This window comes from Saccharococcus sp. Marseille-Q5394 (assembly GCF_946901335.1).
In the GTDB taxonomy this organism is placed as follows: domain Bacteria; phylum Bacillota; class Bacilli; order Bacillales_A; family Planococcaceae; genus Sporosarcina; species Sporosarcina luteola_C.
The window spans coordinates 571843-585177 of sequence record NZ_CAMPPQ010000001.1; the positions used below are offsets into that span (position 1 = coordinate 571843).

Here is a 13335-nt window from a genome sequence, read left to right on the forward strand (position 1 = left end):
GTGCATAGTCTTTGCATAAGTAATGGGTATAATTAACACATACTTAAAATCGAACATTAGAGAGGAGGTAATGGTGTGTCGAACCACTCACATCATCACCACAAACCGGAAAAACATTCTGCTCCTGAGCACAAACATGATCAGCATTCCAAACATTCTCACGAAGAACATCATGGACATCATGATCACCATGCACATATGGTCGAAGATTTCAAAAGGCGTTTCTATATTTCGCTCATTGTTACGATCCCTATATTAATCTTGTCACCAATGATTCAAATGTTTTTGAACGTGGACTGGCGTTTTACTGGGGATATGTATATCCTGTTTGCACTGTCTACTTTTGTATTTTTATATGGGGGTTGGCCTTTCCTTGCAGGGACTAAGGATGAACTGAAAAATAAAACCCCGGGCATGATGACGCTGATTTCATTAGCCATTACCGTTGCATATGTGTACAGTACAGCTGCAGTATTCGGCTTTGCAGAAAATGATTTCTTCTGGGAACTGGCTACACTTGTAGACATTATGTTACTTGGTCACTGGATTGAAATGCGTTCCGTAATGGGTGCCTCAAAAGCATTGGAAGAGCTAGCCAAGTTGATGCCTTCCGAGGCACATCTCATTGATGAGGATGGAGTTATTAAAGAAGTTGACGTAACGGAGTTGAAACAAGGCGATCGTGTACTTGTTAAACCTGGCGAAAAGGTACCGGTAGATGGAAAAATACTTGAAGGAAAATCGACGATTGACGAGTCGATGCTTACCGGAGAATCGGTTCCAGTTGAAAAAGAAGCTGGATTAGAGGCAATTGGCGGATCAATTAATGGGGAAGGATCCCTTGTTATTTCTGTCACGAAAACAGGTAGCGAAACATACCTTTCACAAGTCATTACCTTAGTAAAGGAAGCCCAAGAATCCAAATCACGCGCCCAAGACCTTGCGAACCGTGCTGCTAAGTGGTTGTTTTACGGTGCACTCGCTGCAGGCCTGATTACATTCATTATTTGGATTTCCCTTGGCTATCCTGTTTCATTCGCAATGGAAAGAATGGTGACCGTACTTATTATTGCTTGTCCACACGCTTTAGGATTGGCAGCTCCATTGGTTGTGGCCGTTTCAACATCCATTGCAGCTAAAAATGGACTTCTCATCCGAAATCGAGCCGCTTTTGAAGGTGCCCGGAATATCGAGGCCGTCGTTTTCGATAAAACCGGTACATTGACGAAAGGTGAGTTCGGTGTAACCAACATCTATACATTTGGGGACTTCAGTGAAGAAGATGTCATTTCCTATGCAGCCACAGTCGAAGCTCAATCTCAACACCCTCTTGCGAAAGGTGTCACTAGGAAAGCAGAAGAGATGGGCATCCCTCTTCAACGAGTGGAGAATTTCCAATCACTAACCGGTAAAGGGCTTGAAGGGACAGTAGATGGAAAACAGGTTATGGTCGTCAGTCCTGGTTATGTGAAAGAGTTGAACCTCAAATTTGATACGGTTCAATTCGATCAGTGGTCTTCGGAAGGAAAAACGGTCGTATTCACGCTGATTGATAAACAACTTGCCGGTATGATCGCCCTTGCGGATATCGTCCGTGAGACGGCCATAGATGCCATCAATATACTAAAAGAAATGAACGTCAAATCCATCATGCTTACGGGTGATAATGTAAAAGTAGCCCAATATGTAGGAGGACAACTTGGAATGGAGGAGATCTTCGCTGAAGTCCTTCCACACGAGAAGTCCGCAAAGATTGAGCATATCCAAAACGTTGAGCGACTCCGAACAGCAATGACTGGAGATGGGGTCAACGATGCACCTGCTCTCGCAAAAGCAGATTTAGGTATTGCTGTAGGGGCAGGAACTGATGTAGCCATCGAAACCGCTGATGTCGTTCTTGTTAAAAGCAATCCGCTTGATGTAGTAAATATTATCAGGCTTTCAAGGGCTACCTATCGTAAAATGACACAAAACTTGTGGTGGGCTGCAGGATATAATATCGCTGCAATCCCATTAGCGGCAGGTGTTCTCTATCCAATCGGCATTGTTCTAAGCCCAGCTGTAGGAGCCATATTAATGTCTTTAAGTACGATCATTGTAGCAATCAATGCAAGACTTCTGAAACTTTAAGGACTACTGAGATTATGCAAAAAGTAGTTGAAGGCGGTGGAGTCATGGAGAATAACGACTTGATTCAAAAAGAGCTGAAAGAATTAGAGTGTATGGAGGAATGCGATTCCGATGTCCTTGTGGCCCAATTAACAAAAAATCAACAACTAATTACATCAAGCCGTGAGCTATATTATAAGGAGGAACAGGATCAATCATGGATCGAGCATTATTACTGCCAAATTTCTTTTAGTGAAACTACACCTAAGCGTTTATTCCAGGACCTATGTAAACTTGTAACCGAAACTCACAAATATCAGCACCCTTATCACATAAGTAAAGATCAGTATCTTTACACTTGGGTTGACCTTCAACCAGACGGTCAACTAAAAAACATCTATTCCGGTGTGCAAAAAAATCCTAAAGTAGTCATTGAAGAAGATTTCAATACGGTTCAAAACCGGTTTCAAAAGTACCGAAAACTCGTCTTTAAGCAAAGGTACTCTAGCAAAGAAATCGGCAGGCATGTCAGAAGAGTTTCGAATGAACATAAATTCAATGCTGAACACGTTGTTCCCCAATCTTGGTTTAAAGCGAGGGAACCTATGAAAGGAGATTTACACCATCTCTTTGCATGTGAGCCGGTGTGTAATAGTACACGGTCTAACTTTCCCTATTATGAATTCAATTCATCAGCAGCGTCGGTTAGAAAACGTAGTTACTGCGGCTTATTTGATATCAACCAATTTGAACCAGAGTATGGTAAAGGACAAGTTGCCCGTGCAACCCTTTATTTCTTATTGCGATACCCAACAGAAATCTTACAGCACTATAAAAAAACCATTAGTCTCCCTTTATTGGTCCGGTGGCATGAACAATTCCCGGTAAACATCTACGAAAAGCATAGAAATAAAGCTATTTTTGAGATTCAGGGAAACCGAAATCCGTTTATCGATTTTCCCAAACTGACAAATGAAATAGATTTCCAATAAAAAAATTCCGGCGTGTAGTAGTATCATACACACCGGAATTTTAGTTTAATCGCCACTGTAACAAAAGAGACAATAGCACCGAGATTCCTCTATGGCCGTATAGAAAATGCCTCAGGTTTTATTATCAGCAGTTTATTTTTCAGAATCATGCGTATGAATGCAGTCCTGCAATAATCAAGTTAACTGCAATTAAGTTAAACATGATAATGATAAAACCAATTACTGCAAGCCAGGCCGATTTCTCACCTTCCCATCCGCGGGAGAGCCGAAGATGTAAGTAGGCTGAATAGAATAACCACGTAATGAGCGCCCATACTTCTTTCGGATCCCACCCCCAAAATCTGGACCATGCTTCATGTGCCCAAATCATTGCAAAAACGAGTGCCCCAAGGGTAAATACCGGGAATCCGATCAGGACTGACCTGTAACCAATTTCATCCATAATCTCAGAATTCGCCTTTTTCGCGAACGGCTGAAACAATGCTGCAATCGGGCGACGCAAAATAAGTCTTAGCAGTATATAAAGGACTATGCCTGTTGCAACTGACCAAACGAAAGTCGTAAGCGTCTTCGCATTAACGATTGGAGGCATTTCAGCCAGCGGCGTCATCTTGTCGGGAGTAAGTGATTCATACTCATTCATCCCAAATAATGGCGGATAATTATATACTATTTGTGCTGTTTGTTCATTTTTATTAATATAGGTGAACTTCGCTTCATACCCCATGATCGCAAACGTGGAGGATGACAATATAAATCCGACAACAAGAATAAGAGTGAACATTACTGACTCCAACCAAAAACGTTGCTTTGATCTCTTCGTTAGATCAATGTTTTTCAATAGAAATACGAGACCTGCAACCGCGCTAATTGCGAGAATAGCCTCACCAATTGCTGCAGTAATAACATGAATCGTCAACCAATGGGTTTGCAACGCTGGAATTAATGGCGTGAGCTCCCGAGGGAACATACTTGCATATCCGATCATCACAACAGCTAGTGGTAATGCAAACAACCCAAGGGATGGTGTTCTGTAAAGGAAAAATAGTAAGATGAACGCGCCAACAACCATCATTGCAAATGCCGTAATAAATTCAAACATATTACTAACCGGTGCATGAGCAGAAGCAATCCATCGTGTAATAAAATATCCTAGATGAGTGATAAATCCAATTATCGTAATACCGATGGCGATTTTTCCCCATCGATTATTTTCATATGACTCTTGTGTTTTAGCACCTTTTACCGCTCCGCCGAAGAATAGCGTTGCAACAAGATATGCAACAAATGAAAAGTACAATAAATTTCCACTTAATGATGCTAATTGCATTATGACTTGTCCCCTTTCTTACCATCATCATTAAACTTAGTCTCTTGCCTATCTTCATATTGTGGCAAGTCAGCGTAAATTTTCACTTTATCAAGCTCTTTTTTTAAGCCGAACCAGTTTTTATTCGTATGACCTGCAAGAACAAGTTCATTTCCTTCCCCTTTTTGTATCCATATTCTCCGATGGTTCCAGTAGGATCCTTGTGCAACTCCAATCATGAAAATAATACCCCCTAGGAGCAATAGATAGAGCGTTTTATCCTTCCGAACCACTAGGCCTGTAATGTCTCGTGTTTCTGCGCTGACAAACTTCACTTCATAATCATTCACATTTGTTTCAAGCGTCTGTCTGATAGCAACAAAACTTTTTTCACCTTCCGGCTTGGCTGGCGTCACCATATTAAATATGAATGCTGGATTGTTCGGAATCGGTGATTTAGTAACGGGTTCTCCGTCTTCTACCCCATCAAAATCTGGATAGAATTCTAACAGCTCGACAATCGCGCCTTCGTTTAATTCATACAAACGCTCAGGATTGAGAAGGTCAACCGTAAATTCGCCAAATGACTTGTCCGTTGCCTTATCCTTCAATTGGAATGTCATCGATTTTAATTCGTTGAGACGGTAATCCATCTGGTACACGTTGAACCCGTCAAAGTTTAATGGTTTATTAACGGTGATTGAATAGTCTTTTACAAATTCCATCTTCTCTGATTGACCTGGAAGACCGTCCTCCGGATCTTTAAATAAGGTGACATCGGATTGGTAATTTTTCACGATGGTCCCAACTCGATCTATAGCCTGACCGAAAGTTGCATCTTCTTCCTTCGAATAAGTCTCTATAATGAAATCATTGTTCTTTAAATAATAGCCGGGAGCACCCGGGATGGCACGTGTCTCTCCTTCCCGGAGCCAAACCTGTTCATCGACATAAAAACCAGGAAGGGTTCGTAAAAGAACCGCAAACAGGAAGATGATCAGTCCCGTATGATTGACGTAAGGACCCCATCTGGAAAAACGGCCTTTCTCCGCAAGTAGCGCTCCTTCTTCTGTCTTTACGTTGTAACGGAGCTCTTTAAGCTTCTCCACGGCTTTATCAAATGAGCTATTTGAATCAGCAACTACCCCTTCGGCATAAATCCTTTGCTTCTTTAAAAAAGATGTATGTCGTTTCGTACGTTGCTTTTTCAATGATTTGTAGAGCGGAATAACCCTATCCACACTAGCGATGATGATGGAAGTACCAAGCATCCCAATTAGTATTATGAACCACCAGCTATTGTACATATCATAAAATCCAAGCTTATAATACAAGGTTCCAGCAAATCCATAATGCTTTTCGTAATATGCAAAGATGTCAGCCTCGGTCGTTGCCGGAACAAAAAGCTTCTGCGGGAAAATTGTGCCTATCGCCGACGTAACAAGTACGGCAATAATGATATTTATTCCTACCTTAACACTAGAAAAGAAGTTCCATATTTTATCAACAATCGATCGTTTATATGTCTGTGATCTTCTTGCCGATCCTTCATACCGCATGTCGATAAGTTTACTATTCTTCGCTTCTTCCGTAAGAGGTCGTCCACATTGCTCACAAAGAACCGTGCCAAAAGGGTTTTCATGACCACATTGGCATTTAATTTTACTCATTTATCAATTACTCCTTAAAGATTTTTATTTGCTGTTAAAACCCCATGAAATCCCCGAAAAATGGACTTAGCCAAGCAATAATGAACGTCAATCCATCAAAGAAAAGCAGGATACCGAGTGCAATCATGATATAACCACCGACTTTGGTAATTGTTCGGCTATATTTTTGAATCCATTTAACACGGGTAATGAAAATGGAGAGTAGGAAAAACGGAATCGCGAATCCAAGAACATAGGCAAGCATATACCAGATGCCAGATCCCGGATTTTGAGAAGCTAGCATAAAGACTGCCCCTGTGATTGGACCCGTACAAGGCGTCCATCCCGCTGCAAATGCGAGGCCGATAAGAAAAGTGCCAAAATAACCAGCAGGTCGGTTCTTAAATTGCAGTTTTTTCTCCTTCATAAGGAATTCAGGTTTAAAAAGGCCAATGATCATCAATCCAAATACAATGATGAAAATGGAACCAATTTGTCGAAGGAGATCTTGGTATTGAATAAAGAAAGTCCCTACGAATGAAGAGCTAAATCCGAGAAATATGAAAATGATTGAAAACCCTAATAGAAACAACAGTGTGTGCACTATTCCGCTTTTTCGGATCTTCCTTTTATCGGATTTCAATTCATCCAGTGACATGCCCGTAATATAAGAAAGGAACGCCGGGTAGAGAGGTAATGTGCAGGGTGATATGAAGTTAAGTAGCCCTGCACCGAATGCTAGAAATAAATTTAGATCAGTTAACATATATGACACTCCTTAAATTGAACACAAACAGCAATTTACTAGAAAAATAGTTAAATCCCCCAATAAGTCAACGTATCAAATAGTCCTATCAACACAAGTAGTAATCCCGCTAACCGTTGAATGACACGGCCGATTTTTACACTTTTCCTCATGATTCGGCGATCTGTTTCGAAAACCCATATTATCAAGAATAGAATGATGAGGGGGAACGATGTTGCGATTCCAAATACGGCGGGAAGTACAAACCCATACGAGGTTGACGAAACGACTGGCATGAGCCAAACGAAAAACAGAACGAACATTGTCGGGCAGAATGCAAGTGAAAAACTTGCACCGAGAAGGAAAGAGCCAATCTTCCCTTCTCGCATTCGTACCGGTATATGTATAGTCATGCGTTGAAATACTCTCAGTTTCAATACTCCCAATAGTACAAGCCCAGTAACAACAATGAGAGGACCGATCGCCTTTCGGAAAAGTGGAAAGTACTCCGTCATCTTCGATTCGAATGTTTGACCGAACATCCATGCCAAAAGACCAAATGCACTGAATACGACAACCTTTCCCGCAATAAAAGAAAATATTTCTAGCCAATCCGTCTTGAATTGAATGGTCCGATTACCGTAAAGAGTGATGGCGCTCATATTCCCTGTCAATTGACATGGGGCAACAGCGCCAACCACTCCTAACAGTAATGCAAACATGAGTGGGAAATCTGCATACGCATTAATAAGGCCAGTGACAGGCTCCGTGATTATTTGACTGATTTTCGACAAAAATCCATACATTGAAAATCACCAACCCTACTTTAATTTAGTAGCTCTCCATTTTTAGCAAGGGTATCCCAATTTACTCCTCCGTCTGTTGTCCTATAAATATCATTAGTAAAAGTGGCAATTACAATCTCCTCTTGATCATCTGGATTAACCGCTATATATACGATTGGAGCAATTTCGTTTGGAAGCGAAATTTCCACTTCCTCTTTTCCATCTGATACAAACGAGCTGAGCTTCACAATGTCATTCTCGTAGCTGGCATACAATCCTCCTGTTTCAGTCAACATCACAAATGTAACCATTCCCGCCTCATTTAGAGGTGCAAAGCTTTCACCAAAGTCCTGTGAGAAAAACAATCCATCTTTACTCCCGATTGTAATTATTTCTTCGCGGGAAGGATGTGCTGCTAAATTCGAGATATACTCGGAATCGAAACCATTCATTGAAGCTTGCTTCCATGAACCTCCCTCATCGAGTGAATAATGAAGACCCGCCGGCATATCTTTTGTCGGCATTTCATTCAATGCATAGATGGCATTTGACTCATACCCTACTGCCATATAGTGAAAATCAATTTCACCGTAAAATGCCAATTTTTCAAAGCTCGCACCACGATCTGTACTTTTCACAAGTCCAAGTGGATTTATAAGTTTTGAATTTGGTTCCGGATGTCCACTTGAAAAGAAACCTTCACGTACTGCTTGGAAACCCATATAATCGTGCTTTTCACTATTCGCTTCTTTCCAACCATCTTCACCATAAGCATAGAGCCCTTCATGTGTTGAAATGACCACTTCAGGACCTCCATTTATATAACCTAGACCATGTAGATGATCAATTTTACTGTTTTCCAATTCCTCAAACGCGAAGGTATCATCCTTAGTCGCATTACATGCAGACAAAAGCGTGATGATGCCCGCAATGCCAATATATTTCGCTATTTTTTTCATCATTTCAATCTCCTTTAGTTCCACTTATATCCAATTCCCCACACCGTTAATAAGAAGTCATTGATAGGGAATCCTGCAGCTTTTAATTTCTCCCTTAAATTACGGATATGCGAGTCCACTGTCCGGATATCTGTGAATGTGTTATAGTCCCAAGCGGTACGTAAAAGCTGTTCCCTGGTAAAAGTCCTTTTCGGATGAGTGATTAACGCCTCAATTATATAAAATTCCTTTAAGGTCAGTTGCACTTCCAAGTTATTATAATGTAATGAATAAGAATCCCGATTCAACGTGAAATCCCCATACACAGTATTGCTTCTATCGTCAGTTTCGCTTGCAGTGCGGCGTAATAATGCATTCACTCTTGCCACAAGTTCCCGCTCATCAAACGGCTTCGTGATATAATCATCAGCCCCGAATTCAAGGCCTTTTACAATATCTGCTTTGTCTGTCCTCGCTGTAAGCATAATCACCGGAATGGTTGATAGTTCCCGTATATTCTTGCACACTTCCCAACCATCCAAATCGGGCATCATCACATCCAATAGAACGATATCGACCTTTTCATCCCTTACTATTTCCAACCCTTTTTTCCCGGTATCCGCTTTTATACAGTCGAAACCATAGGGTTCCAAAAACAATTCAAGTAAATCGAGCATTCTATGCTCGTCGTCTATAAGTAAGATCGTCTGCATCTTATCAACTCCTTACCGGTTTAAATCTTTATTGTAAATCTACTCCCTTTTCCAAACTCACTTTTCACTTCTATCGAGCCTTCATGCGCTTCTACCAACTCCTTCACAATGGCAAGTCCAAGACCAGAACCACCAAACGTTCTAGAGCGGGATTTTTCAACTCTAAAAAGCTTTTCAAAAATCATATCGATTTGCTCTTCCGGTATTCCAATTCCTTCATCTGCGATTGAAATGACAGTTTGATTTTGTTCTTTGGAAATTTCAAATCTCACAGTTGTGTTTTCATTTGAATACTTTAATGCATTATCTAATAGATTCAGTACAACCTGTTCAAGTCGTACAGGATCTGCATGAATTGAAAAATCATCCTTGCATATCAAATTCAGATTTACATTCTTTAGAGCAAATGAAGGTTCGACAAGTCGATAGATATCTTTTGCAAACTTTTTGGATGAAAAATTCTCTTTAGATACAACGAATGCCCTTTCATCCATTTTCGCCAAATCCATTAAATTTTTCACAAGATCCTTCATGCGATTGGATTCTTCAGCAATAATCATTAGATAGCTATTTCTTTCCTCTTCGGTCAAATCATGTCGCATAGCAACTTTCAAATAGCCAATTAAATAGGTTAACGGAGTACTTAGTTCGTGTGAGATGGATGCAAGAAATTCATTCCGTTCCTTTTTCATTTTCTCCAAATCGTTGGCCAGCTTCCGAATCGCAATCGATAATTCACCAAGCTCGTCATTACCTCCTACAGGAAGGCTTACATCGAATTTCCCTTCGCTTAACTTCTCAGTTGCTTCTTTCATACGAATCAAAGGCCTAGTAAGAAATTTGGATAAAATTGTGTATATGACAAACAGGATGACGATAATCGCTCCCCCTGCCAAACCGAAATGGAAATTTAATTTTTGCACTAACCGTTCAATTGGTTCGCTACTTTGAAACATTAAAACATATCCCGAATTATTCTCATCAATCTTATAGGGATGAGCGCTTATGATATAAGGTGAATCTTTCCAATCCTGTTTAATGATTCGATCATTCTGATTCGCAGAGTCTTGTAAAAATTCTGACGAAGGCAGGAGATTTTCCAATTTTGTATCCGAACTTCGGATTATTTCACCGCTCTTTCCGGTTATGACAACTCCTCTATCCCCTTCTATTTCCATTAACACGATATGGGTAATCGTCTCATCCGAATAATAGTCGATTAAGACATTTCGGTGGTTCGCACCACTTGCCAACAGGCGTGAGTATTCTTCATCCACTCTTGTATGAACGATATTTTGGTGCAAATACATCATTAGCACCGATTCAAGGACAAGGAAAGAAATAATAAAATAAGCTGCAAGCTTTTTGGATATCTTATTCATCCTTGTTAATTCTCCTCTCCTCATGAAATTAGTATAGAAAACAATTGTGAAAAAGATATGCAGAAGACGATAGTATCAGTGAATTTGTACGAATTCATGACTTCTTTGTGTCTGCACACTTTCTTCAAAGTTCTTTAGTATAGTAGTCATCATAAAGAAATCCCATCAAAAAATCCCTATCTTGTAGACATTGAAAGGAGCATTCATCATTGAGTAACAAAAAAAGGAATCGATTTATTTTCAGGATAATTACATTGACACTTCTGGCTGCAGCCATTTTCTTTACTATCTACTCAAATTTCGCAAAAGAGAAATTTGAAGTGTTAAAGGTAGGGGATTATGCCCCGGACTTTGCGCTTGTTGATTTAGATGGAATTGAACATAAGTTATCTGAGTATAGAGGCCAAGGGGTCTTTTTAAACTTTTGGGGAACTTGGTGTGCTCCATGTAAAAAGGAAATGCCTGCTATGGGTCGACAATATGAAGTGTATAAAGACCAAGGAGTACAAATATTAGCCGTCAATATCGCTGAATCGGATTTTAAAGTTCGTACATTTGCTGATCAATATGGAATGACATTCCCCACTTTGATCGATAAGACGAAAAGCGTTATGCAGGCATATAATGTTAAACCGCTGCCTACTACTTTGCTTATCAATCCAGAGGGTAAGATTGTAAGAATTATTACAGGGGAAATGTCGGAAAGTGATATCAAAGGATATATGGAAGAGATCAAGCCGAGTTGATTAACTAGTTGATCGCTATAAAAAATAGCTAAGAAAGCAACACCTTAATTTACATGAACTTTAATCTGTATTAATAAGTTTGTTTGTATCTCGTTCTATAATTTTCATCATCAATAAAGTATCGTTGTCTTGCAAACATACATATATCGAACTCCTTTGTTTTTATTGTTCAATATAAAAGGATAGCCGTGGTAATCCACGGCTATCCTTTTATTTACTCACCAGTTTTAGCGAAGCGTTCAATCCTAGCACCAATTTCATCGCGTACACGCTGGAAGAACGCCCATTTTTCTTCATCCGTTCCTTCTGCTTTAGCAGGGTCATCAAATCCCCAATGAGCACGTTTTACATGTGGTGGTGTCATCGGACACTTATCAGCAGCATCTCCGCAAAGCGTAACGACAAAATCTGCATCATTCAGGATTTGCGGATCAATAATATCCGAAGTTTGATTTGAAATGTCGACGCCAGCCTCATTCATCGCTTTAATAGCATTCGGATTGACTCCGTGTGCTTCAATTCCAGCACTGAGTACTTGCCACTCATCACCAAGATACTTTTTGCCCCATCCCTCAGCCATTTGGCTACGACATGAGTTACCTGTACATAAGAAATAGAGTGTTTTTCTCGACATAATGAAAATCCCCTTTTTTAGTGTTTTAGTGTATGATCGATAGCCATAAATACAGTCCGATTAGTGTAATTAATAGTGTAGGAATTGTTAAGATAATACCGGTTTTAAAATAAGTACCCCAAGATATTTTCACACCTTTTTGGGATAGGACATGCAGCCACAATAAAGTCGCCAATGAACCGATTGGTGTAATTTTTGGACCTAAATCTGAACCGATGACATTTGCATAAATCAAAGCCTCGCGAATCGTCCCTGTAGTATTCGTATCTGCAATAGCTAGGGCATTGATCATTACAGTTGGCATATTATTCATGATTGAAGATAAAATCGCAGCAATAAAGCCCATGGAAATCGTACCTATAAACAATCCTTGATCTGCTGCCACTTGTATGAGATCACCGAGCACACTTGTCAGACCAACATTCCGCAATCCATAAACGACTACGTACATCCCAACTGAAAAGAATACGATGGACCAAGGTGCCCCTTTTAGTACTTGTTTTGTGTGAACAGCTGGGCTTCTTTGTCCCATCATCATAAAGAATATAGCCATGACTCCAGCAACTATTGAAACAGGAAGTCCTGTAATTCCACTCGTGAAATACCCGATAAGCAAAATACCTAATACAACCCAAGAAAGCCGAAACATCTTTCCATCCTTGACGGCATCCTTCGGTTCTTTTAAATCTGATACTTTATAGTCTTTCGGGATATCCTTACGGAAGAATAAATACAGCACTAAAATACTCGCAACTAAAGCAAATAAATTGGGAACTATCATCCGGGATGCATACTCGACAAATCCGATCCCGAAAAAGTCTGCCGAAACAATATTGACTAAGTTACTTACGACCAATGGCAACGAAGTCGTATCTGCAATAAAACCACTGGCCATGATGAATGGAAAAATCATCTTTTCACTGAATTTCAAATTCCGTACCATCGCCAGCACGATAGGAGTTAAAATAAGTGCGGCCCCATCATTTGCAAACAAGGCAGCAACGATTGCCCCAAGAATACTGACATAAACAAACATGCGAATACCGCTACCTTTGGCTAATCTCGCCATATGTAACGCAGACCACTCGAAGAAACCAATTTCGTCTAAAATTAATGAGATAATAATAATTGCAACAAAAGCAAGGGTAGCGTTCCAAACAATTCCCGTAACATCAATAACATCTTGGAAATCAACTACTCCTACTAACAAAGCAATAACCGCACCAATGCAGGCAGACCATCCAATCGATAGGTTTCTAGGCTGCCAAATAACAAAAATAAGTGTAACTATAAAAATCAACGATGCGATAATAACTGAACCCAACGCGCTTTC

12 protein-coding genes are annotated in these 13335 nt (G+C 40.1%); 3 read left to right on the plus strand and 9 right to left on the minus strand.

Going from position 1 to position 13335, the window contains the following annotated elements; all coding sequences use genetic code 11:
- Nucleotides 1–75: 75 nt before the first annotated feature.
- Together OC538_RS02845 and OC538_RS02850 are read left to right on the plus strand one after the other, a co-directional pair.
- Nucleotides 76–2130, plus strand: coding sequence for a heavy metal translocating P-type ATPase (locus OC538_RS02845; protein ID WP_262173199.1), 2055 nt, complete (start codon nt 76–78; stop codon nt 2128–2130).
- Nucleotides 2131–2144: 14 nt separating this feature from the next.
- Nucleotides 2145–3101 carry an endonuclease I family protein gene (locus OC538_RS02850; RefSeq protein WP_262173201.1) on the plus strand — a complete coding sequence of 319 codons (957 nt, stop codon included), beginning with the start codon at nt 2145–2147 and terminating at the stop codon, nt 3099–3101.
- A 145-nt stretch (nt 3102–3246) separates the two neighbouring features.
- Here OC538_RS02850 and ccsB read toward each other — a convergent pair whose 3' ends face one another.
- Genes ccsB through OC538_RS02885 form a run of 7 tightly spaced genes read right to left on the minus strand, consistent with a single transcriptional unit; the run spans nt 3247 to nt 10622 of the window.
- Nucleotides 3247–4431, minus strand: coding sequence for a c-type cytochrome biogenesis protein CcsB (gene ccsB / locus OC538_RS02855; RefSeq protein ID WP_262173203.1), 1185 nt, complete (start codon nt 4429–4431; stop codon nt 3247–3249).
- Nucleotides 4431–6080: a cytochrome c biogenesis protein ResB gene (locus OC538_RS02860; RefSeq protein ID WP_262173204.1), complete on the minus strand. Its 1650-nt coding sequence runs from the start codon at nt 6078–6080 to the stop codon at nt 4431–4433. Before OC538_RS02860 ends, ccsB begins: the two co-directional genes overlap by 1 nt.
- Nucleotides 6081–6114: 34 nt before the next feature.
- Nucleotides 6115–6825, minus strand: coding sequence for a cytochrome c biogenesis CcdA family protein (locus OC538_RS02865; RefSeq protein WP_262173206.1), 711 nt, complete (start codon nt 6823–6825; stop codon nt 6115–6117).
- 50 nt (nt 6826–6875) lie between these two features.
- Nucleotides 6876–7610, minus strand: a complete 735-nt coding sequence (locus tag OC538_RS02870; protein ID WP_262173207.1) for a sulfite exporter TauE/SafE family protein — start codon at nt 7608–7610, stop codon at nt 6876–6878.
- 20 nt (nt 7611–7630) lie between these two features.
- Entirely contained in the window at nt 7631–8548 is a 918-nt protein-coding gene (locus OC538_RS02875; RefSeq protein ID WP_262173208.1) for a F510_1955 family glycosylhydrolase, read from the minus strand.
- Nucleotides 8549–8562: 14 nt separating this feature from the next.
- Nucleotides 8563–9240, minus strand: a complete 678-nt coding sequence (locus OC538_RS02880; RefSeq protein WP_262173209.1) for a response regulator transcription factor — start codon at nt 9238–9240, stop codon at nt 8563–8565.
- Nucleotides 9241–9260: 20 nt separating this feature from the next.
- On the minus strand, nt 9261–10622 hold the full coding sequence (locus OC538_RS02885) for an ATP-binding protein (protein ID WP_262173210.1): 1362 nt from the start codon (nt 10620–10622) through the stop codon (nt 9261–9263).
- Nucleotides 10623–10831: 209 nt separating this feature from the next.
- Here OC538_RS02885 and resA point away from each other — a divergent pair, with 209 nt between their 5' ends.
- On the plus strand, nt 10832–11368 hold the full coding sequence (resA, locus tag OC538_RS02890; protein ID WP_262173212.1) for a thiol-disulfide oxidoreductase ResA: 537 nt from the start codon (nt 10832–10834) through the stop codon (nt 11366–11368).
- 214 nt (nt 11369–11582) lie between these two features.
- Here resA and arsC read toward each other — a convergent pair whose 3' ends face one another.
- Nucleotides 11583–12002, minus strand: a complete 420-nt coding sequence (arsC, locus tag OC538_RS02895; RefSeq protein ID WP_262173213.1) for an arsenate reductase (thioredoxin) — start codon at nt 12000–12002, stop codon at nt 11583–11585.
- Between the two features lie 25 nt (nt 12003–12027).
- The gene (locus tag OC538_RS02900; protein ID WP_262173215.1) at nt 12028–13326 is read right to left on the minus strand and encodes an arsenic transporter; all 1299 of its coding nucleotides are present in this window, start codon (nt 13324–13326) and stop codon (nt 12028–12030) included.
- Between the last annotated feature and the right edge of the window lie 9 nt (nt 13327–13335).

What these genes read in the sequence shown, in the direction of transcription:
- OC538_RS02850 (WP_262173201.1), top strand. Translation starts at nt 2,145, where the DNA reads ATGCAAAAAGTAGTTGAAGGCGGTGGAGTCATGGAGAATAACGACTTG.
- OC538_RS02875 (WP_262173208.1), bottom strand. Translation starts at nt 8,548, where the DNA reads ATGAAAAAAATAGCGAAATATATTGGCATTGCGGGCATCATCACGCTT.
- OC538_RS02880 (WP_262173209.1), bottom strand. Translation starts at nt 9,240, where the DNA reads ATGCAGACGATCTTACTTATAGACGACGAGCATAGAATGCTCGATTTA.
- arsC (WP_262173213.1), bottom strand. Translation starts at nt 12,002, where the DNA reads ATGTCGAGAAAAACACTCTATTTCTTATGTACAGGTAACTCATGTCGT.
- ccsB (WP_262173203.1), bottom strand. Translation starts at nt 4,431, where the DNA reads ATGCAATTAGCATCATTAAGTGGAAATTTATTGTACTTTTCATTTGTT.
- OC538_RS02870 (WP_262173207.1), bottom strand. Translation starts at nt 7,610, where the DNA reads ATGTATGGATTTTTGTCGAAAATCAGTCAAATAATCACGGAGCCTGTC.
- OC538_RS02865 (WP_262173206.1), bottom strand. Translation starts at nt 6,825, where the DNA reads ATGTTAACTGATCTAAATTTATTTCTAGCATTCGGTGCAGGGCTACTT.
- OC538_RS02860 (WP_262173204.1), bottom strand. Translation starts at nt 6,080, where the DNA reads ATGAGTAAAATTAAATGCCAATGTGGTCATGAAAACCCTTTTGGCACG.
- OC538_RS02885 (WP_262173210.1), bottom strand. Translation starts at nt 10,622, where the DNA reads ATGAATAAGATATCCAAAAAGCTTGCAGCTTATTTTATTATTTCTTTC.